We start from the raw sequence: 20,099 nt of genomic DNA on the forward strand, positions 1-20,099 counted from the left end.
ATGAAGCTCGTTCACCAGATTAATCTTGCCTTCGGGTTATCATTGGCCTTGATTCTTTCAATAACGGCGGTGTTGATTCATTATGTGCTGCTGGATCATTTCATCGGGGCACAGAAAGATGATCTCAAGACATTAAGCGCGGCGATGTCCGCGTCTTTAACCCAAGCGGGAGAGAATATTACCTCAGCGAAGATCCAGGATATGGGTACCCTGCAAAATGTGGCTGGAGTAGCTGTAGAACCGAGCAAGACGACTAGAGGTACAATCCTTGATGTCACAAGTGCGATCCCGGCTAGTTATGCTGGCGTGGAAGTCTTCGTTTCTGATCTTAACGGGAAAGTATTATCGGGTCCAATGCCGCTGAATGCAACTTCCTTGCAAGCAACCGATGGCTCATTCTCAGCAGTCACGCCCGCACAGCTGCAGGAGGTCAAGCCTGTTACATCCAGTCTTCAGGAGCTATGGAATGGGAAGGATGGGCGTTATGTGATGGATGTAAGCGCGATTCCCCAAGGCACCCTAACGCTCCTGACTCCAATAAGCAAGATTAAGGCCATTGAGCAGGCGCTCTTAGGGCGACTAATTCTAGTGATCTTCGTTGTAGGTGCGATCTTGTTCCTGCTCAGTTTGTTCATTACAAAAAAACTAATCCAGCCGTTAATGAATTTGAAGCAGGAATTGAAGAAGGTCAAAGAGCGGCATTTCACCGATGTAAAGCTGATCCGAGCCGGAGGCGAGATAGGCGCTGTGGCGCAAACTGTGTATGAAATGGCAGGAGAACTGAATCGGTTCAACCAAGTGCAGAAGCAGTTCTTTCAGAATGCATCCCATGAGCTGAAGACGCCTCTGATGTCCATCGCAGGGTATGCGGAAGGTATTCGGGACGGCGTGTTTGAAGGCGAGAGTGTTCGCACGGGCCTGGATGTAATTCTGGAGGAGAGCGGCAGATTGGGCAAAATCGTAACGGAAATGACACTGCTAGCGAAATTGGATAGTGAAGAGGATATCTTCAAACCTTCCGAGGTGAGCCTGAATGAGCTGTTGACGGAAATGGCCGAGCGTGTTAACCCGATGCTTGTGAAAAAAGGGCTAAAACTCCGCATTGACTGTCCGGATAACAAAGCGCTGATTATTATGGCCGATCGTGATAAGCTGCTACAAGCGTTGCTCAATATCGTGACGAATGCGGCAAGATATGCGAAGGAATATATTCATATCACGGGAAGTATTGAAAAAGGAAAAGTGGAGCTGACCGTCACAGATGATGGTCCCGGCTTCCCGCAGGAACTTCTACCGACCTTGTTTCACCGTTTCGTTAAAGGCAAGGACGGCGAGTCCGGACTCGGCTTAGCCATTGCCCGCGCTATTGTAGAGCGCTGTGGTGGATTGATTCAGGCTGCTAACCGCCAGGAAGGCGGAGCGATGATCACATTCGGCTTCCCTGTATCCAAAGGTGTCTGAAGACCTCGGTGCGGATCCTACTCATGTAAAACTTAAAAAACAAACAGCGTGCCAGATTGTTCTTGGCACGCTGTTTGTTTTTGATTTCGGGTATGGAACTATGCTTGGTTCGTGTTTGGCACTATATTTGATTCATGTATGACTACGTTCGGTTCTACTTGTATCTTACGTATCTCTCTACGTGTTTCAAAGCCTGCTTCTTACCTTACGCAGCGCAGCAATTACTCCGGATTCATTAGCTTTCTTTTCTCTTCAGAATTTTTAAAAGCCTCGAGTATGGAGGATAGCAGCCCAGGGAATCGTATATTCAAATCCTCAGTACGCATGGATACGAGTCTTTGTGTGCCCTGAACGCGTACATTGACAATACCGGATTCACGAAGGGTACGGATATGATGAGATGCTGTAGATTTCACCACAGGGACATTAATGTCTCCGCAGGCGCGTTCACCTACGTTATGAAGTTCAGAAACAATTAATAAACGGATAGGATCGCTTAGGGCATCCAGAACCGTGGACAAATGAATATCTGCCTGATCGGGATGATATAGAAGTTTCACGGGAGTGCCTCCTTTTTTTGCTTATGATTGCATTATAGCACAAGTCGTGATATATTATTTTCAAATTTCGATTATAATCGAACAATAAAAATATTGGATGGTGGAGAAAATGAATAAACAACCAGTCCCTGCCGCATCTGTCGGACAGGAATCGGCTGTGATAAATGAACGGGCAGTAGGTATCCTGCTAGGTGTAGCGATCGTGCTAGTCATCATGAATACCATGATGTTCAATTTGGCTCTGCCTGATGTTGCAGAAGCTTTTCATCTGACACCTGCGTTAACTTCGTGGATTGTCACAGGCTATTCGATCGTTTTTGCCGTCTCGTCTATCACGTACAGCCGTCTTGCCGATTTTGTACCGATCCGCAGGCTGTTCATAATAGGTATCTTGTCGCTGAGTCTTGCAGCGATAGTAGGGCTGTTCAGTAATAGCTTTATAATGCTTTTAATTGTGCGGCTTGTTCAAGCCACTGGTGCAAGCTCAATCCTTGCATTGACAATGGTTCTGAACTCCCGCTACATTCCGGTTGAGCGCCGCGGCAAGGCGATGAGTATAACCATGTCTTCCGTCTCGATGGGCCTTGGATTAGGTCCGGTTGCTGGCGGAGCTATTGTTGAGTATTTAGGCTGGCATATGTTGTTTGTAGTTACTGCAGTTACGGTACTACTGGTACCGCTGTTCGTTATTTTTATTCCAAAAGAGCGTGTGCAGAAGGGGTCCTTCGATTTCCTGGGCGCATTGTTCATAAGTGTGGGCACGACAGGCCTGCTAATCGCCTTAACGAATCATTCCTGGATTGGTCTGGCTGTAGGTCTTGTAGCGCTTGTGTTGTTCGCTGCCCGGATTCGTTCAGCTAAGGAACCGTTTGTCTTGCCGTCCTTGTTCCAGAACCGCCGCTATCTGATCCTGTCTGCGGTTGGTATCGCTGCTTATCTTTGCAGCTTTGCGACCTTGTTCCTGATGCCGCAGATTCTGGTGAAACAGTACAGTCTAAGCGCCATCCAGGCGGGTATGGTGATTTTCCCGGGATCGTTCCTGGCCATGATTGTCTCCCAGCGGGTCGGCCGGTTTATTGATTCTCGCGGCAATAGCCCGATTTTGCGGATTATTCCGCTGTTCTTTTTGGCAGCCGTTGTCTTGTTTGCATTATTTGAGGGAAGCTCATATGTAGCCATTATCTTTATTTACATGCTGATGAGCACCTGCTTCACAATTCTGTCGAGTAGCGTATCTAACGAAATCTCCCGTATTCTGCTGCCGGCTGAGATGGGCTCCGGGATGGGGCTGTACCAGCTACTGCAGTTCTGCAGCGGAGCCATGGGGGTTGCTGCTTCTGCCAGTGCACTAGCGATGCAAAAGAGTCTGCCAATGGGCATAGCCTATAGCAATATTTACTGGGGTCTTTCCATCATCGTCATCGTATCCATTGGCTGTGCAGTGCTCTACCTGAGATCGGCCATGCAGCGTCAGCCGCAGGTATAATCCAAATTTTGCTCGGAACTCCGAAGTACAAAGTTAATGTTAAAAAGTCCAAGAATCCTGTGTTTACAGGGTATATTGGACTTTTTGTTTATTCAGAGCAGATTTCAAAGGTGCTCTACAGCAGTGGGGTTCAGCAATGTCTTCGAGAGGATAGGATTAGACAAATGCGCATAAAAGACCGTTGACAACCCATAAAATAGATGATATTTTAAAAACACAAATTCCAATATAAATACTTTGAATTAATTGAATAGCCGACTGTTCAGACAGAGGTGTTGCGCTTAAGTGAAGCGTGAACCCTCTGTTTTTTTATTCTCACATTTAAAGGGGGAGCTGGGATGGGAGAGGCTTTACTGTCCATAACAAATCTGAATAAACGGTTTGAGACGGCGAGCGGGCCTGTTCAGGCCCTTCACAATGTAGATTTGCATGTTCAGCAAGGGGAGTTTATTACAGTGATTGGTCCCAGCGGCTGCGGCAAAAGCACCTTGCTCCGTATCGTTGCTGGACTGGATAGCGGCTATACGGGCAATGTGACTCTGGAGGGTAGCGAAATTGGCGGCCCCGGGATTGATAAGGGCTTTATTTTTCAGGAGCATCGGCTATTTCCATGGCTTACTGTGGAGAAAAATATCGCTTCCGATTTGTCTCTAAGAAACAAAGAAGTCCGGCAGAGAGTGGATGAACTGATTGAGCTAGTGAAACTGAAGGGATTTGAGAAGTCTTATCCGCGTGAGTTGTCCGGCGGGATGGCCCAGCGTGTGGCGATTGCCAGAGCACTGCTGCGCAGCCCCAAGATTTTGCTGCTGGATGAGCCGTTCGGGGCGCTGGATGCCTTCACCCGGGCGCATATGCAATCGGTATTGCTGGACATTTGGCGCACCAACAAGACGACGATGATCTTCGTGACCCATGACATCGACGAGGCTGTATTCCTGGGTAACCGGGTAGTTATTCTGGAACCGCGGCCAGGAAAAATACGTCAGATTGTCCCTATAGATCTGCCGTATCCGCGCAAGAAGACCACTTCATCTTTTCAGGAGCTGCGGCTACGCGTGCTGAATCAGTTCGAGAAGGTGGATGAACTGGAGCTCACGGATGGGGCGGGGATCTGAAGCAGATATCTGAAGCAGCACTGAAGTATCACTGAAGTATCACTATAAGTCGACCATACCACTTGGAGACTTCCTGAAAAATATTTTTTGGGAGTCTCTTTTTTTATAGCTGAAGAGGATTGGTAAAGAACAGGGGGAGAGCATTCATGAGCAACCGCACTGCAGCAGTACACACAGCAAGAGGACCAGGAAAGGCGGCAACATTAGGGCTGGCCTTACTGCTCCCGGGAAGTGTACTGATTCTGTGGCAGACATTAGGTCATTATGGAATCATCTCCGAGCTGCTGTTTCCGACACCGTATACCATTGGCGAGTCTTTCTGGAATCTGGCAGTTTCAGGCGATCTGTGGGTCAGTCTGAGAATCAGTGCGGCCCGGGCACTTAGCGGGTTTGCACTTGGAGGGGGGCTTGGGCTGCTACTAGGTCTTCTGGTCGGCCTGTTTCGGAGGTCGGAGAAGCTGCTCGACCCATCGCTGCAGATGATTCGGATGATCCCGAGCCTTGCGGTGGTGCCGCTGTTCATCCTTTGGTTCGGTATTGGCGAGGAATCTAAGGTATTGCTAATTGCCAAAGGCGCTTTTTTCCCGCTCTACATCAATACATTTGTAGGCATCCGCAGTGTAGACAACAAGCTGTTCGAGGTCACCCGGGTGTTAGGTTACAGTCGGCTGAAACAGATCTCCAGATTGGTGCTTCCCGCAGCACTGCCAAATGTCATTCTTGGCGTACGCCTGTCGCTTGGATTGTCCTGGCTTGGACTGGTGGTGGCGGAGCTTATTGCTTCAAGCTCAGGTATCGGCTATATGATGTCGGATGCCCGCCAATTTGCCGACACGCCGGTGGTATTCGTGGGGATTCTGGTCTTCGCAGTAGCCGGGCTGCTGAGTGATACCGTCGTCCGCTTGATCGAGCGCAGGCTATTGAGATGGAAAGACAACTTTCAAGGATAGGAGGAGTGCAGCATGAGCGATAGTGTAGAAATTATTATCAATCAGGCCAAAGCAGTCAGAGAGGCCCACGATTATAGCGGAACGGCACCCATATGGTCCAAAAAGAAGACCAAAAAGGCCCCCATTGTTTGGAGACCGCTATTGTCTGATTTAGGGGTTGGTGCCTTGATCCCAGTCGTAACTGTGGCGGTCTGGCAGTTGGCTGGCAGCGCCGGGTGGATCTCGAGTGAGTTCTTGCCCACACCGCTATCCATTGCGAGGTCTTTTGTCGAATTATTCGCCAGCGGCCAACTGCTGCATCATCTAGGCGTCAGTATCGGCAGGGCGGGAATTGGTTTTCTGATCGGCGGTATCCTGGGGCTATTGTTCGGCGTATTAACCGGATTGTTCCGCAGCGCGGAATATGTGCTGGACCCGAGCGTACAGGTGCTGCGCCTTGTTCCGCACCTTGCGATAGCGCCGCTAATTATCCTTTGGTTTGGTTTTGGAGAAGTCTCCAAGGTAGCTATTATTATGAGCGGCTCTTTCTTTCCGCTCTACATTAATACATTTGCCGGTATTCGTGGTGTGGATAACAAGCTGTTCGAGGTGGCCCGTGTGCTTGGGTTCAGTCCATCTCAAAAGCTGCTACGACTGATTTTACCGGCGGCACTTCCCAGTATTCTGCTTGGCCTACGTCTGTCACTAGCTGTTGCCTGGATTGGTCTCGTCGTCGCCGAATTGATCGGTTCACAATCAGGGGTTGGCTTCCTTATCAATGAAGCGAAGCAGAACTCCCATACGGAAATCATTTTTGTAGGCATTATTATTTTCGCGGTTGTTGGTAAGCTGATTGACTCTCTTTTTAAGGTTATTGAACGGAAATTTCTGTTCTGGCGCGAAAGCTACCAAGGTTAAACAATTTGAGGAGGTCTATGCATATGAGCGTAGTAGCACAAAAAGGATCGTTGTATTTGACAGCAGATGTTCTGGTGATTGGTGGAGGTCCGGCGGGAACCTGGGCGGCGCTTACAGCAGCCGCTAAAGGTGCTAAAGTTGTGCTGGCCGACAAGGGGTACTGCGGATCAAGCGGCGCAACGGCTCCTTCAGGCACCGGCGTTTGGTATGTGAACCCAGACAAGAAGCTGCGTGAAGATGCCAAGGCCAGCCGCTTTGAATTGGGTGGACGATTGGCAGAGGACCGCTGGATGAACCGGGTGCTGGATCGCACGTACGAGAATATGAATCGCCTCGGTGTGGCAGGGTATCCTTTTCCGCTAGATGAGCACGGTAACCAGCACCGCCGGAGTCTGCAAGGACCGGAATACATGCGCTTAATGCGGAAGCTGGTCAAGAAGGCCGGGGTCAAGATTCTGGATCATAGTCCGGTTTTGGAACTGCTGGCTGACGGTCATGGCGTTGCCGGTGCGGCTGGTGTGCAGACGCAGACCGGTGAGACCTGGTCTGTGCAAGCAGGGGCAGTGGTGATTGCCACTGGAGGATGCGCTTTTCTGAGTAAGGCGTTGGGCTGCAACGTCCTGACCGGAGACGGGTATCTGTTTGCAGCTGAGGCGGGGGCAGCCCTGTCAGGAATGGAATTTTCGAATGCTTACGCGATCTGCCCTACCTTTTCCTCGGTTACCAAGACGGCTTATTACAACTATGCCAGCTTCTACTATGAGGATGGTAGTGTGATTGAAGGAGCGGGCTCGAAGAAAGGCCGGTCGGTCATTGCCCGCAACCTGCTGGCCGGGCGCCAGGTGTTCGCCAAACTGGATGGAGCGCCGGAAGATCTGCAGCCGCTTCTACGGGTGGCGCAGACGAACTTTTTCTTGCCCTTTGACCGTCTCGGGATCAATCCTTTTAAGGATGCGTTCCCGGTTACACTGCGGTTGGAAGGCACCGTGCGAGGCACAGGCGGCATCCGCATTACGGATGAGAGCTGCGGCACAGGCGTCCCCGGCCTCTACGCAGCCGGTGATGCGGCTACGCGTGAGTTGATCTGCGGCGGCTTCACTGGCGGCGGCAGCCATAACGCCGCCTGGGCAATGTCCTCCGGTTCTTTTGCCGGGGAAGGCGCTGCTGACCATGCGCTAAGCTTGGGCAGACATGCGGAGGACCGCACGCCATCGGGTCTGTCTTCCTCATCACTGGTGGAGCAGCAGGTGAAGCCGGGAACAGCGGCCCGGACAGCGGAGCTTGTCTCAGCGGTGCAGGCGGAAGTGAAGCCTTATGACATCAATCTTTTCCGGACCGAGAAGGGGCTGACTTCTTCGCTGGAACGTCTGGGCGGATTGTGGAAAGAACAGCGTAATACGGAAATTCAGCGTACACCTGAAGGGGTTAAAGCACGGGAAGTTCAGGCAATGACAGCTACAGCACGCTGGATGTATAGCTCTGCACTTGCACGAACAGAGACACGCGGAATGCATAAGCGGGAGGATTATCTAAAGATGGATCAACAGCAGCATCATCGCCTCATCAGCGGTGGCCTGGATGACGTATGGGTCAAGCGGGAAGAGGTAGCGAAGGAGAGTGTTCTTCTGTGATTGAAGTCCTAAGTGCAGATAGTTGTATATCATGCAACCAGTGTGTAGCGGTCTGCCCGACTAATGTATTCGACAGGGTGGAGGATGGAATTCCCGTCATTGCCCGGCAGAGTGATTGCCAGACTTGCTTCATGTGCGAGCTGTACTGCCCGGTGGATGCACTGTATGTAGATCCTGATGCCGAAGCCATTTCAGGCGTGACCGAGGCAGAACTACAGGAGCGGGGACTACTTGGCGGGTACCGTGAAAAGGTGGGCTGGGGCAGAGGCCGAAAGCCGGTGGCGGGCCATGATTTTATGTATCAGCTATCGCGAAGAGCGGGGTTTTAAAGTTCTATATATTAACTGAAATTGAGGTTCAAACAGAAAGCAGAAACCAGAAACCAGAAACCAGGCGTTTTTCTGGTGAGGTACGCGTCTTCTTAAGAGTAAAAAAAAGGGCCAACTTCCAAACTAACAGCATTATTGCACCTTATTTTTCTTTTATATAGGAAAATGAGGGAAATAAGGGCATTATTGTATCTTATTTTCCGAAAAATCACGCTGGACGGGTATTCTAGAAGATTTAAGGTACATTATTGCACTTAATCTCCGTTAACCCTTTGATGCAGAATAATTAGGGTGCAAAAATGCCGTTAATTACACTTTGGAAATGGTTTTTAGGCGTTGTTTGTTATTTTTAATGCGTTCTATATAGCTGTATAGATTCACAAAGCTGAGAGAGTGTCTGGAAATCCTATTGGCAATATTTCTTCATATTCATTCCAATATTCAACATCGAGGGGAGAAGCAACAATGGCAAAGGCATTCAGAGAGAATCAAGGGGGACAGAGCAAACGGCTGCGTTTGCTGCTCATCGCAAGTGCAGTCATGGTTGTGATGGTGCTTCAGGCGTGCGGCAACAACACGGGTTCCGGTAACAAGGAAGCATCCGCTCCGGCAGGTGGAGAGAAGGCTGAGGCTGCGAGCGGCGAGGCATCGGGAAATGTGCCTGCGACGCTTAACTTTGGCTATATCGGTTCCAACAAGCTGAATCTTCCGGGCGGAGCAGAAGGCTGGGGCTTTCACAAGGGAATTATCCAGGAAGAGCTGAAGAAACACGGCATTACTGAAGTGAAGCTTACCGGCTTCCCGAACGGACCCGACCAAACGGAATCCTTGATCAGCGGCCGGCTGGATGCCGGAAGCCTTGGTGATACACCTGCCATTATAGCGTATGCCTCTGGAGCAAAGACACGTCTCATCTCCCAATCCTCTGCGCATAGCGTAGGTTATCTGATTGGCAAGAAGAATGGTGCTAAGACTGTCAAGGAGCTTCAAGGCAAGACCATCGCCATCCAAAAAGGCTCCTTCATGCACCGCTATATAGCTGGATTGCTGAAGGAAGAGGGAGTGACAGGTGTTAAGCTTGTGCATATGCTGACTCCTGATGGAACAGCTGCCTTGGCCCGCGGAGATGTGGATGCCATCACCAATACAGGTGTGCCTGCACTTAAGCTGATTGATGAAGGCTATACCCTTTTGGACGATGCCACCCAGCACCCAACCCTTCTAGGTACAAGTGCAACCGTAGCGTCTGATGACTACTTGGCGAAGTTCCCTGATTTCCCGAAGGTATGGAATGAAGCGCGCGAGAAAGCCTTGGCTGACTTGAAGCAGCATGAGGATGAATATTATCAATTCCTTGCGGATATCGGTAATACAACACCAGAGCTGGTGAAGAAAGTGAGTCCGATCAGCGATATCAAGGATACCGCGTTTACGGAGGAAGGCACGAAGCTGCTGGAAGGCACGAAGAACTTCCTGGTGGAAGAGAAGCTTGCTAAAAAAGATTTCAAGATCAGTGATTGGCAGCTGAAATAGCACTCAATAGCACTCAAATAGCACTCAATATCACTCAAATATCACTCAATATCACCAAGAACAGAAGGTCTATGGGACATGGCCTGTAAATAAGGGGGAAACCGAATGTCTCAGCAGGATCAACAGTGGACGGCGGATGTGCTGGTGTTAGGCGGCGGACCGGCAGGAGCCTGGGCAGCTTGGAAAGCCGCCTCACAAGGAGCCAAGGTCATTCTGGCGGACAAAGGTTATCTTGGTACCAGCGGTGCAACTGCGCCTGGTGGCACTACGCTGCTCGTTATTCCGCCGGTGGCGGACTTAAGGGAGCAGGCTGTTCAGGCCCGGCTTCGGGCAGGAGGATATTTGTCCGAAAATGCCTGGATTCACCGGGTGCTCGATCAGGTAGAGCATAATCTGGAACTGGTGGCCCAGTGGGGATATCCATTCCCTAAGGATGGGGAGGGCAAAGCGCTCCGAACGCATCTGCACGGGCCGGAGTATATGCAAATCATGCGAAGAACCGTGAGGAAGGCCGGGGTTAAAATTATGGACCAGTCTCCAGCTCTTGAACTGCTGCATGACGAGCATGGTGTCGGCGGTGCACGCGGCATCAACCGCTTGACCGGCGAGAGCTGGGAGATCCGGGCCAATGCCGTCGTTATGGCTACCGGCGGCTGCGCCTTTCTCAGCAAAGGCTTAGGCTGTAACGTGCTGACCGGGGAAGGTCTGCTGATGTCTGTCGAGACGGGTGCGGAGCTGTCCGGCATGGAATTCAGCCGCCAATATGCACCAAGCTTCGCCGACGGGACCGTCACTCGCGGGCGCATGCTGGCTTGGGCCACGCTGTATGATGCGGGCGGACAACCGCTGCACAAGGGAGACCGTACCTTTGGCAGCTTGCCGGAGCTAATGAAGCAAGGGCCCGTCTATGCCTGCCTTGATCTGGCCGATACGGCGGAGAAAAGGGAGTTCCTGCGCCGGGCCCACCCGATCTTCTTCATGCCGCTGGAACGGGCCGGAATTGACCCGTTCCGGCACAAGTTCCCGCTGACCCTTCGCTACGAAGGGACCATGCGGGGAACGGGCGGCTTGCGTCTCACCGGAAGCGACTGCGCCACCACTGTCCCCGGCTTATATGCCGCCGGGGACGCCGCCTCGCGCGAGAAGGTGACCGGCGCGATCTCCGGCGGCGGAGCCTACAACGCTTCCTGGGCTATGTGCAGCGGAAGCTGGGCCGGGCAGGGCGCCGCGCAGTATGCGCTGGCCCAGCCAAGAGGCGCAGACAGCCGGCGGCTGCTCGCGGCAGGCCGCTATGGTCTGCCGGCTGGCGCCACCCACAGCAGGGCGCTGGAAGCGAAGCCGCTGATTGCGGCTGTCCAGCGGGAAATCCTGCCGCTGCAGATTAACTACTTCCGCAGCGTGCCGGTCGTCCAGTCCGCCTTGCAGCGGCTGACGGACCTCATGCCTAGCCTGCACGGGAGAATCGCACCGTCGGTGCAAGGGACCGTGCAGTCAAGGGAAGCGGCCGCCATGTTAATCGTCGGCCGGTGGATCTACACCGCTGCCCTGGCTCGTAAGGAGAGCCGGGGCCTGCAGAGTCTGGCGGAATATCCCGCCTTGGACCCGCGCCAGACTCACCGGCTGATTCTCTCCGGCATCGATCAGATCCGCACCAGCACAGAGAGCGTGCCTCACGCTCATGAGCTGGGCAGACTTCAGGAGGAGCAGGTGATATGATCGAGCTAGTCAGTAAGGACCGCTGCATCGGGTGCAGCTTGTGCGTGAAGGTCTGTCCCACCAATGTATTCGAGATGCAAGGTAAGCTGCCGGTCATCGCCCGGCAGGAGGACTGCCAGACCTGCTTTATGTGCGAGGCTTATTGTCCTGTGGATGCGCTGTATGTGGCGCCTCAGGGGGAGCATTCCGTCGAAGTGAACGAGGAGGAACTGGTGTCAGCCGGGCTGCTAGGAAGCTGGCGGGCCGAGATCGGTTGGAGCCGGGATTCCGTGTCCACGATGGCGGAGCGGGATACGACGCCATTTTTCGAGACCTTCACGGAGCAACATAGAGGCAGGTAAGAGAGGGCGTCCGCAGGCGTTTATTCCCCCTTCTTTTCTTCCCCTTCACGGAGCAACATAGTGGTCGGTAATATAAGCCAGGCGAAGATTTGAGCATGTATGTAATGGATTGGACAGATTCGGCCCTGGCCGGAGGTTCCAATCCTTTTTTCGTGTTGAAAAGAAAGTCACTTATATCCTTACACAATCTCTACTTTTTGCACCTGATTTCGCTCCAGCAGCAGCGAATCTCTGCTCGGTAGATGGCGATCTTCGTGATTTTCCGGGACACACAGCCCTCGCAGCACTTCGGAATGCTCCTCAATGCATTTTTCTAAGAGGTCATATTTATCTACATAATGCAAGTATATCGTACCGCGGTTAAGGTTGGCCCGTTCAGAGATTTGGTTGATTGTGATTTCTTCGAACTTCTCTTGGGCTCAATCTAATATCGACAGGGGGAACAACCAATGAAAGCCATAATTTTTAATGAATACGGAGACCCGGAAGTGCTAAGAGAAGAGGACGTTGTGATTCCAATCATCCATGAGTACTGATATTGCTGGAATTGTACAGGCTGCAGGGAAGAATGTAGATCATGTACGACCAGGGGACCGGGTCTTCGGTCTCATGAATTCCGGAAGCTACGCAGCATATGCAAGAGTGGATAAATTTGCTGTGGTCCCCATCTCCCTGGATATTTCTTTTCCTGAAGCAGGAGCTTTACCCGCAGTTTCGATTACAGCCTGGCAGTCACTGTTTCACTACGGGCAACTCCGGAAAGGAGAACGCATACTGATTCATGCCGCAGCAGGTGGTGTAGGGCACATCGCGATTCAATTGGCCAAATGGGCAGGGGCCTATGTCATAGGAACGGCAAGCTCGCAAAACCATGATTTTGTCAGACAGTTGGGTGTGGATGAGGTCATTGATTATACAGCCGTTGATTTTACTGATGTTGTACATGATGTGGATCTCGTTATTGATGCGATTGGTGGTGAGGTTGAGGAGAAGAGCTTTAAAGTGCTGAAGGAGGGGGGCAAGCTGATCTCGCTGATTAACCCGGCTATTACGGGAATTGCTTCTCGGAACGATGTGGAGGCAAAATTTGCACTCATTCAGCCCCGTTTAAGGGATTTCGCACAGATTGAAGAATTGGTTAGGGAGCATAAACTGAAAGTTCATATTAACGGTGTTGTTCCACTGTCGCAGGTGGGAGTGGCCGAGGCGCACTGGAGATGTGAAGCCCGTCATGTCAACGGCAAAGTGGTCATCCAAATCAGGGAATAGACGATGTTAAAAAACTTAACAGGTTTATAAAATTGCTGCTGCAGTTTTGTAAACCTGTTTTTGTTTAATTTGTTCCCCATTGACACTAAACTCTGATTGTATTACTTTAATTAGAGTATTTAAAATAAAGTATAAGGTGGAGCTGGATTATGAAATCATTTCTGAAGCACAAAGGGATTTTGAGTGGCGTCTTTATGATGATCTTTTATCAGATCATAATGATCGGGATTTTTATGGGCGGGTATAGCTCGATGCCTAAGGATATCGACAAGCTTACTGTAGCCATTGTCAACGAGGATCAGCAGGCTGGGGCAACGTTTGTGAAGGAAATTCAGGCGCAAATGCCTTTTCATGTCATAACGAGTCTGTCCCTGGAACAGGCTAAGCAAGAGCTGGAAGATCGCAGCGCTCATTTGGTGATGCATATTCCGCAGGATTTTACGCAGAAGTTGTCTGCGCAGGGAGAACAGGTGAAACTGGATTTTTTCATTAACCAATCCAATCCCGCTACTGTAAGTAGTACCATGCAGAATGTTGTCACTCAGATCACGAACAAGATCAGTACGCAATTACAGACCCAGAGCTTCAATGGTATTCTGCAAGGCATGAAGGTGCCTGAAGCCCAGGCGCAGCAGATGGTTGCTGGTATAATGGATAAGGTAGATGCCAATGTTGTGATGACCAATCCACAGCCAGTCGGAATGCACAATCAGATGGCTCCAATGTTCCTGACGATGTCTTCTTATGTGGGCGCGATGATCTATTCCATGATGAGTATTGGTGCTTTGAATCAGTTGAGATCCCGTTTAGGCAAGTGGAAAGCTTTCCTGTCCCTGCAAGGTGTTAATGTGTTGCTGTCCTTGATTGCCCCACTTGTTGGCGTTTCATTGTACTTCGCGGTTCATGGTTATGGCGCAGAGACATTTATGAAAGTGTGGATGGTGCATTCGCTGGAAATGTTCGTCGCCATTGAGTTTACGAGTATTTGCTGTCTGCTGCTGGGGCAAGCGGGGATGATTGTGAATCTGCCGATTCTACTGACCCAGACGATTGCCAACGGGTCTGTGATTCCACAGGAAATGATGAGTGGAGTATTCAAGGCTATCAGCCATATTTCCCCAATGTTCTATACGCTGCATCTGGATTACAACTTGCTGTTTGGCGGCGGAAAAACGGGAGGATATCTCGCGGGCCTAGTGCTGGTGGGTCTTGGAGCGCTATTGATTAATACACTGATCCATCTGTTCAAGACAGTAAAACAGCCTAAAGAAGCAATCGAGCCTGCACCGCAGCCTCTTTTCATGTAAAATAATAAGAGTGGGCTCTGAAATCTCCTCGTGGGCCCCTTTTAAATATGCATGAAGGAGAGGACACTATTGTCGCTTCAAATATTTATACTTGGTATGCTGAGTGAGGGCGAGCATCATCCTTATGACATTAAGAAGAACCTCAAGCCATTGGACAACACGGTATCCATCAACGATGGGACGCTGTATTATAACTTCGAGGTGTTGTTGAAGAAAGGGCTGATTAAGAAGCTCAAGGTGGTGCAAACTGACAATCGTCCTGAGAAGACCACCTACGGTATCACGGACAAGGGACGGCTCATGCTGGAAGAGGAAATATATGATGTTTTCAAAAATTTCAGCGATATCCGATCATTGTATTCCTCGTTGCTGTTTCTGGATAAGGTCGATCCCCATAAACTTGCTTATGTCATTGAGGAGGCCATCGAAAAGCTGAACAAAAAGGTCAGCCTCATAGAGGGAACCGATCCTGCACTCGCCATTATTCCGGTGGAGAGACGGGAGGCCGTTAGCTTGATTATGGATCATGCGAACCAAACGTATCACAAGGACATCGACTGGCTCCATAAGGTGCTGACTACTGTTCGTGAGCGCGCCGGGGCTGAATAACAGCACAGCATATGCTATTTTAAGTTACTGGGAGTGAGAGATGTGAAAATCGCCAGATTCGATCATTTGGTGCTGACTGTCCGTGATGTAGAGGCTTCCTGCCGATTTTATGGCGAAGTTCTTGGGATGGAGGTCATCTCATTCGGACAGGACAGGAAAGCAGCAAAATTTGGACAGCAAAAGATCAATTTCCAGCAGGTGGGCCAGGAGATTGACCCGAAAGCTAAGCGGCCGACGATGGGGTCGGGCGATTTCTGTCTGATTACCAGTGATTCACTGAATGATGTGAAAAAGCATTTGGCGGAGCAGGGTGTCAAGATTGAATTGGGTCCGGTGGAGCGTACAGGCGCACTTGGGCCGATGTACTCTATCTATATCAGGGACCCTGATGAGAATCTGGTTGAAATCTCCTCATATGAACCCTATGTGCGCATGCAGGGAAAATAACAAGGATTATATTTTAAGAAGGCAGCTCCTAGAAAGGGGCTGTCTTTTTCCATTTTCAAAGGGTTAACTGCCTTCTTATTTGAATAATGTTTTTTGAAAACATAAATTGCTCTTCGTATGTATGGATCATCATGAGCAAATTACTGTATGTGGGGAGGCAATTGTATTAGGAAAAGCAATCTCAGAAGGAGAAAGCGAATTTGATACCATCGTAGCTGTTAGGCATCCTGACCCAACTCAAGAGAATCAAAGAATAGAAGTTGTATCCCCTTGTGGTATTTGTCGTGAATTAATAAGCGACTATGGGGAAGGAACAAATGTGATTTTAAAGGACAAAGAAGGATATATAAAGACTATAATAAGTGACTTGCTACCCAATAAATATACAAGAGAAAAAAATTAAGTAATAACATAAATTCACACTACTTACACTTAGATAATTCAAAGATTACTTAAGATCGCGGTTTTAAAAATTATTGGTACGAACTAATGGGGTGATTAAGATAATTCTTGATGAGTTTTTCCAATACATGTCTGACGAGGATAAGTTGTTATACTCCAAATTTGCTGATGAAGCTGACAAACTTGAAGGATATGAATACAAATATGGGGATGGTCGTGCCTATTTTAGATGCGGTAGCGAATTAATTTGTTTGCCGCCAGTCACACATCAAGAGCTTCCAGAGATTCTTAAATTACTCAATACCCAGCATCAATACTATTTATCTAAAGGCTAAATGCTAAGTAATAAATCAACAAAGTAATTTACACATGAAGAGGTATCTCCAGCCATTCACGGCTTGGGGACACCTCTTCGTTTTATTTTCCATAAAGTAAATATTTTTTACCTAATCGTGGAAATAAGAGCCTTCATGCGTACCGGAATCTCTTCGCGTAGCTCTGGCCAGGAGACGAATGCTTCCTGGGGCAATTGATAAGGAACATATTCGAACGAAGGCTGGAAACTGAAGGTTCGTAAATGCGCTTCGGCTGGCGGATCGATATGTACTCCTGGTTTGAACTCACCTCTGAAGATGTCCGGCTCCAGCACGCCTTCGATTCCCGTCTCTTCCAGGCAGCATCTCTCCACGTTCGGGAGCAGCCGGAACAACTCTTCATGTGCGGCCATAGCATGCTTGCCGGGCTGAACATAGATTTTGATCACACCATCCTCCGTCAAATTGCTGCGGTCGCGCATTAATCCTACCAGAAAATGGCCATGGAAGCTGACTTCAGCGTACTCGATGCCACCGTCATGATTCAGGTATACCCAAACATGCTCCAGGTCATAAATATGTTGAATGTCATAATCGTAATAAATAGCGTACTCAATGACCAGGCTATACTTGCTGGTATCGACATGGACAATCCGGTCAAAAGAAACTGAAGGTGCGGTCGTCTCAAACACAGTGACTCCGACACGATGCGGTTTGAAGGGCTCCCGGCGGTCCAAATATAGTAATGGTGCAACACGAAGTACAGTGTCCCAAAAGGGACGAAGATGGTCAACAACAGGCATTAGCAAAACCTCCAAGAAATAATGATTGATTTTTTTGTCCTATTCATTGTAACATTGGATTAAGCGCTTTACCTATACAATGAATATAAAATGATTGCATTTACATTTATTTAATTTTGATAAGCGCTTAACTCACAAATAGGGAGGATACAATGACTACTATCCGCTTAACAATGGCACAGGCCCTATTAAGATTTCTGGATCAACAGTACATTTCCTGCGACGGAGTCGAAACAAAATTTGTTGCTGGGGTAATGGGAATCTTTGGTCACGGTAATGTAACCGGTCTTGGTGAGGCCCTGGAGCGTAGCTCAGGCAGTCTGAATTTCATCCAAGGCAAGAACGAACAGGGGATGGCACATGCGGCCACCGCATTCGCTAAACAACACAATCGCAAACAAATCTATGCCTGCACCACTTCCATTGGTCCCGGTGCTTTGAATATGGTTACTGCAGCCGGAACGGCAACGGTCAACCGCATTCCGCTGCTTCTTCTTCCGGGTGACAACTTTGCTTCCAGACAGCCTGACCCGGTATTGCAGCAACTTGAAGCCGGTCATGACTATACCATTTCGGCAGCCGACGCTTTTAAGCCGGTGAGCAGATTCTGGGACCGCATTGTCCGTCCTGAACAACTGATGACTTCGGCACTGAACGCGATCCGCGTGCTTACAGATCCGGCCGAGACTGGCGCGGTTACTCTGGCACTGCCACAGGATGTGCAGGCTGAAGCTTATGATTATCCAGCATCCTTCTTCGAGAAGCGTGTGCATTATGTAGAACGCCAACAACCGGCTCCCCAGACTCTGGAGAGAGCGATTACCCTTGTGAAGTCTAAACGCAAGCCAATGATCGTCGCCGGTGGAGGCGTTAAATATTCAGAGGCAACGAAAGCGCTTGCTGAATTTGCAGAGAAGTTTGGCATTCCGGTATCGGAAACACAGGCAGGCAAAGGCTCCTTGCCTTGGAACCACCCGCTCAACGTTGGCGGAGTTGGCGTAACTGGTGCTTTGGCCGCCAACAAGGTAGCCAAAGAAGCAGACCTGATTATTGGCATCGGAACAAGATATTCCGACTTTACGACCTCATCCAAATCAGCGTTTCATCCAGAAGCGCAGTTCCTGAATATCAACATCAACCGTATGGATGGCGCCAAGCTTGACGGTGTAGCCTTGACGGGAGATGCGAAGACAGTCATCCTTCAGCTCTTGGAAGGCTTGAGTGCTGCAGGTTATAACAGTTCTTATGCTGACGGACAGATCGCAGCCCTCGGTACCGAGTGGAAGAACGAGGTAGACCGGTTGTACGAACTGGAACATCCAGAAGGCTTCGCTCAGACGCGCGCACTTGGTGTCATCAACGAGACGATTGGCGACGAAGCCGTTATTGTTTGTGCGGCAGGCAGCTTGCCGGGCGACCTTCACCGCCTGTGGCGGGTCGGACAGCCAAGCGGCTACCACATGGAATATGGCTTCTCCTGTATGGGATATGAAGTCAGCGGGGCTTTCGGCGTTGCACTTGCAGAGCCGGAACGTGAGGTGTACGCCTTTGTCGGAGACGGCAGTTATCTGATGCTCCATTCGGAATTGGTTACAAGCCTCCAGGAAGGGCGCAAGATTACAGTGTTGCTATTCGACAATCATGGTTATCAATGTATTCATAACCTGCAGCGCGGACATGGCAGTGACGGCTTCGGCAACGAGTTCCGTTATCGTGAACAGAGCACTGGCCGCTACACAGGGGCGCCGCTTCCGATTGATTTTGCAGCTCATGCCCGCAGCCTTGGCGCAGCCGCATACAAAGCGACTACACCAGAAGAACTTGAGCAGGCCCTCCAGGCTGCGAAGGAAGAAACACGCACTACATTAATTGAAATTCCGGTTCTTGCCGGTACAAATACCGACGGTTATGAATCCTGGTGGAATGTAGGGGTTCCCGCCGTTTCCTCAAGCACTAAAGTTACGGATGCGCATCAGGCAATGAACGAGAAGTTATCTCAGGCGAGAGTCTACTAGGAGGACTAAGTGATGACACGGTTTCCATTTCAATTAGGCGTTCACCCAATCAACTGGGTTGGCGAAGATGTTAAAGAGCATGGCAATGATACCACTTACGAGCAGATTTTGGACGATATACAATCTTTGGGTCTTAAGGGCACAGAGATGGGCAGAAAGTTCCCGACGGATCTCGCATTGCTGAAGGAAGAGCTGGCGAAGCGTGATATTCAGCTAGTCTCCCAGTGGAAATCCGTATTGTTCTCCGATCCGGCTTATCGTGAGCAGGAACTGGAAGCTTTCCGGGAACATGCCAAATTCCTGCAGAGCATGGGCAGCAAAGTTATCAGCACTTGCGAGGTAGGCGGCTCTTTGCACTTCGATCCGAGACGGACGCCAAATGAGAGTGAAGTCATTCGTCTGGATGAAGCGGGTTGGGCCAGCCTGGTAGAAGGCCTAAACGCTGCGGGCAGAATTGCTCAAGAGTATGGCTTGAAGCTAACTTACCATCACCACGGCGGCACTGCTGTAGAAAGCCCGGAAGAAATCGACAAGCTGATGGAGCTGACAGATCCACAAGCTGTATATCTGCTTTTCGATTCCGGTCATGCATTATACGGCGGGGCGAATCCGCTGGATGTCCTGCGCAAGCATTATGATCGGGTAGCCTATGTGCATCTGAAGGATGTGCGTCCAGCGCTGCTGGAACAGGCCAGAGCAGATGGCGTGGACTTCGTCACCTGCATTCGCAGAGGCGTGTTCACGGTTCCTGGTGATGGATGTATTGATTTCACACCGATTATCGGCGAGCTTGTGAGCCGAAACTATACAGGCTGGGCACTGCTTGAAGGGGAGCAAGACCCGGGAGAGCATCCGGCACGTGAATATGCAGAGAAGGCACTCCGCTACTTGGAATCTTTACTATAAACGAAGGA

At 50.1% G+C, this 20,099-nt stretch carries 20 protein-coding genes and 1 pseudogene; 18 read left to right on the forward strand and 3 right to left on the reverse strand.

Annotated elements, in window-relative coordinates; genetic code table 11:
- Positions 1-1,461: a sensor histidine kinase gene (locus tag ACFVRY_RS05625; RefSeq protein ID WP_387498173.1), complete on the forward strand. Its 1,461-nt coding sequence runs from the start codon at positions 1-3 to the stop codon at positions 1,459-1,461.
- Between the two features lie 221 nt (positions 1,462-1,682).
- Here ACFVRY_RS05625 and ACFVRY_RS05630 read toward each other — a convergent pair whose 3' ends face one another.
- Positions 1,683-2,021, reverse strand: a complete 339-nt coding sequence (locus ACFVRY_RS05630; RefSeq protein WP_379464598.1) for an ArsR/SmtB family transcription factor — start codon at positions 2,019-2,021, stop codon at positions 1,683-1,685.
- 109 nt (positions 2,022-2,130) lie between these two features.
- On the opposite strand from ACFVRY_RS05630, the gene ACFVRY_RS05635 reads away from it, so the two are divergent.
- The 9 genes from ACFVRY_RS05635 (at position 2,131) to ACFVRY_RS05675 (ending at position 12,019) form a co-directional block, all read left to right on the forward strand.
- Positions 2,131-3,507, forward strand: coding sequence for an MFS transporter (locus ACFVRY_RS05635; protein ID WP_387498175.1), 1,377 nt, complete (start codon positions 2,131-2,133; stop codon positions 3,505-3,507).
- A 338-nt stretch (positions 3,508-3,845) separates the two neighbouring features.
- Complete coding sequence (locus tag ACFVRY_RS05640) at positions 3,846-4,622, forward strand: ABC transporter ATP-binding protein (RefSeq protein ID WP_387498177.1); 777 nt, start codon at positions 3,846-3,848, stop codon at positions 4,620-4,622.
- 146 nt (positions 4,623-4,768) lie between these two features.
- Positions 4,769-5,572 (forward strand): ABC transporter permease, encoded by an 804-nt coding sequence (locus tag ACFVRY_RS05645; RefSeq protein WP_387498179.1) that lies wholly within the window; start codon positions 4,769-4,771, stop codon positions 5,570-5,572.
- A 12-nt stretch (positions 5,573-5,584) separates the two neighbouring features.
- Positions 5,585-6,469, forward strand: coding sequence for an ABC transporter permease (locus ACFVRY_RS05650; RefSeq protein ID WP_387498181.1), 885 nt, complete (start codon positions 5,585-5,587; stop codon positions 6,467-6,469).
- Between the two features lie 23 nt (positions 6,470-6,492).
- The gene (locus ACFVRY_RS05655) at positions 6,493-8,100 is read left to right on the forward strand and encodes an FAD-dependent oxidoreductase (protein WP_066362823.1); all 1,608 of its coding nucleotides are present in this window, start codon (positions 6,493-6,495) and stop codon (positions 8,098-8,100) included.
- Positions 8,097-8,429: a 4Fe-4S binding protein gene (locus ACFVRY_RS05660; protein ID WP_387498184.1), complete on the forward strand. Its 333-nt coding sequence runs from the start codon at positions 8,097-8,099 to the stop codon at positions 8,427-8,429. Before ACFVRY_RS05655 ends, ACFVRY_RS05660 begins: the two co-directional genes overlap by 4 nt.
- Before the next feature lie 465 nt (positions 8,430-8,894).
- Positions 8,895-9,962: an ABC transporter substrate-binding protein gene (locus ACFVRY_RS05665; RefSeq protein ID WP_387498186.1), complete on the forward strand. Its 1,068-nt coding sequence runs from the start codon at positions 8,895-8,897 to the stop codon at positions 9,960-9,962.
- Positions 9,963-10,067: 105 nt separating this feature from the next.
- Complete coding sequence (locus ACFVRY_RS05670) at positions 10,068-11,678, forward strand: FAD-binding protein (RefSeq protein WP_387498188.1); 1,611 nt, start codon at positions 10,068-10,070, stop codon at positions 11,676-11,678.
- Positions 11,675-12,019: a 4Fe-4S binding protein gene (locus ACFVRY_RS05675; RefSeq protein WP_387498190.1), complete on the forward strand. Its 345-nt coding sequence runs from the start codon at positions 11,675-11,677 to the stop codon at positions 12,017-12,019. Before ACFVRY_RS05670 ends, ACFVRY_RS05675 begins: the two co-directional genes overlap by 4 nt.
- 320 nt (positions 12,020-12,339) lie before the next feature.
- Here ACFVRY_RS05675 and ACFVRY_RS05680 read toward each other — a convergent pair.
- Positions 12,340-12,417: pseudogene (locus ACFVRY_RS05680) on the reverse strand (TetR family transcriptional regulator); the annotation flags it as partial.
- Between the two features lie 127 nt (positions 12,418-12,544).
- Here ACFVRY_RS05680 and ACFVRY_RS05685 point away from each other — a divergent pair.
- The 6 genes from ACFVRY_RS05685 to ACFVRY_RS05710 all read left to right on the forward strand — a co-directional run bounded on the left by ACFVRY_RS05685 (position 12,545) and on the right by ACFVRY_RS05710 (position 16,388).
- Positions 12,545-13,288 carry an NADP-dependent oxidoreductase gene (locus ACFVRY_RS05685; RefSeq protein ID WP_387498192.1) on the forward strand — a complete coding sequence of 248 codons (744 nt, stop codon included), beginning with the start codon at positions 12,545-12,547 and terminating at the stop codon, positions 13,286-13,288.
- A 149-nt stretch (positions 13,289-13,437) separates the two neighbouring features.
- Positions 13,438-14,595 carry a YhgE/Pip domain-containing protein gene (locus ACFVRY_RS05690; protein WP_387498194.1) on the forward strand — a complete coding sequence of 386 codons (1,158 nt, stop codon included), beginning with the start codon at positions 13,438-13,440 and terminating at the stop codon, positions 14,593-14,595.
- Positions 14,596-14,664: 69 nt separating this feature from the next.
- Positions 14,665-15,204, forward strand: coding sequence for a PadR family transcriptional regulator (locus tag ACFVRY_RS05695; protein WP_387498196.1), 540 nt, complete (start codon positions 14,665-14,667; stop codon positions 15,202-15,204).
- Positions 15,205-15,246: 42 nt separating this feature from the next.
- Positions 15,247-15,651 (forward strand): VOC family protein, encoded by a 405-nt coding sequence (locus ACFVRY_RS05700; RefSeq protein ID WP_387498198.1) that lies wholly within the window; start codon positions 15,247-15,249, stop codon positions 15,649-15,651.
- Positions 15,652-15,772: 121 nt separating this feature from the next.
- Positions 15,773-16,054, forward strand: a complete 282-nt coding sequence (locus tag ACFVRY_RS05705) for a cytidine/deoxycytidylate deaminase family protein (RefSeq protein WP_387498200.1) — start codon at positions 15,773-15,775, stop codon at positions 16,052-16,054.
- Positions 16,055-16,181: 127 nt separating this feature from the next.
- Positions 16,182-16,388 (forward strand): hypothetical protein, encoded by a 207-nt coding sequence (locus ACFVRY_RS05710; protein ID WP_387498202.1) that lies wholly within the window; start codon positions 16,182-16,184, stop codon positions 16,386-16,388.
- 107 nt (positions 16,389-16,495) lie between these two features.
- On the opposite strand, the gene ACFVRY_RS05715 is transcribed toward ACFVRY_RS05710, so the two are convergent.
- Positions 16,496-17,170, reverse strand: a complete 675-nt coding sequence (locus ACFVRY_RS05715; RefSeq protein ID WP_387498204.1) for a hypothetical protein — start codon at positions 17,168-17,170, stop codon at positions 16,496-16,498.
- Between the two features lie 152 nt (positions 17,171-17,322).
- Between ACFVRY_RS05715 and iolD the strand changes: the two genes are divergently transcribed.
- Positions 17,323-19,185 (forward strand): 3D-(3,5/4)-trihydroxycyclohexane-1,2-dione acylhydrolase (decyclizing), encoded by a 1,863-nt coding sequence (gene iolD, locus ACFVRY_RS05720; RefSeq protein ID WP_387498206.1) that lies wholly within the window; start codon positions 17,323-17,325, stop codon positions 19,183-19,185.
- A gap of 12 nt (positions 19,186-19,197) precedes the next feature.
- Complete coding sequence (gene iolE / locus ACFVRY_RS05725; RefSeq protein WP_387498208.1) at positions 19,198-20,091, forward strand: myo-inosose-2 dehydratase; 894 nt, start codon at positions 19,198-19,200, stop codon at positions 20,089-20,091.
- The last annotated feature ends 8 nt before the right edge of the window (positions 20,092-20,099 follow it).

Origin of the sequence: Paenibacillus sp. NPDC057934, assembly GCF_042887565.1 — a bacterium.
Classification (GTDB): Bacteria; Bacillota; Bacilli; order Paenibacillales; family Paenibacillaceae; genus Paenibacillus_AQ.

What these genes read in the sequence shown, in the direction of transcription:
- ACFVRY_RS05625 (WP_387498173.1), top strand. Translation starts at nt 1, where the DNA reads ATGAAGCTCGTTCACCAGATTAATCTTGCCTTCGGGTTATCATTGGCC.
- ACFVRY_RS05635 (WP_387498175.1), top strand. Translation starts at nt 2,131, where the DNA reads ATGAATAAACAACCAGTCCCTGCCGCATCTGTCGGACAGGAATCGGCT.
- ACFVRY_RS05640 (WP_387498177.1), top strand. Translation starts at nt 3,846, where the DNA reads ATGGGAGAGGCTTTACTGTCCATAACAAATCTGAATAAACGGTTTGAG.
- ACFVRY_RS05645 (WP_387498179.1), top strand. Translation starts at nt 4,769, where the DNA reads ATGAGCAACCGCACTGCAGCAGTACACACAGCAAGAGGACCAGGAAAG.
- ACFVRY_RS05650 (WP_387498181.1), top strand. Translation starts at nt 5,585, where the DNA reads ATGAGCGATAGTGTAGAAATTATTATCAATCAGGCCAAAGCAGTCAGA.
- ACFVRY_RS05655 (WP_066362823.1), top strand. Translation starts at nt 6,493, where the DNA reads ATGAGCGTAGTAGCACAAAAAGGATCGTTGTATTTGACAGCAGATGTT.
- ACFVRY_RS05665 (WP_387498186.1), top strand. Translation starts at nt 8,895, where the DNA reads ATGGCAAAGGCATTCAGAGAGAATCAAGGGGGACAGAGCAAACGGCTG.
- ACFVRY_RS05670 (WP_387498188.1), top strand. Translation starts at nt 10,068, where the DNA reads ATGTCTCAGCAGGATCAACAGTGGACGGCGGATGTGCTGGTGTTAGGC.
- ACFVRY_RS05675 (WP_387498190.1), top strand. Translation starts at nt 11,675, where the DNA reads ATGATCGAGCTAGTCAGTAAGGACCGCTGCATCGGGTGCAGCTTGTGC.
- ACFVRY_RS05685 (WP_387498192.1), top strand. Translation starts at nt 12,545, where the DNA reads ATGAGTACTGATATTGCTGGAATTGTACAGGCTGCAGGGAAGAATGTA.
- ACFVRY_RS05690 (WP_387498194.1), top strand. Translation starts at nt 13,438, where the DNA reads ATGAAATCATTTCTGAAGCACAAAGGGATTTTGAGTGGCGTCTTTATG.
- ACFVRY_RS05705 (WP_387498200.1), top strand. Translation starts at nt 15,773, where the DNA reads ATGGATCATCATGAGCAAATTACTGTATGTGGGGAGGCAATTGTATTA.
- ACFVRY_RS05710 (WP_387498202.1), top strand. Translation starts at nt 16,182, where the DNA reads ATGTCTGACGAGGATAAGTTGTTATACTCCAAATTTGCTGATGAAGCT.
- ACFVRY_RS05715 (WP_387498204.1), bottom strand. Translation starts at nt 17,170, where the DNA reads ATGCCTGTTGTTGACCATCTTCGTCCCTTTTGGGACACTGTACTTCGT.
- iolD (WP_387498206.1), top strand. Translation starts at nt 17,323, where the DNA reads ATGACTACTATCCGCTTAACAATGGCACAGGCCCTATTAAGATTTCTG.
- iolE (WP_387498208.1), top strand. Translation starts at nt 19,198, where the DNA reads ATGACACGGTTTCCATTTCAATTAGGCGTTCACCCAATCAACTGGGTT.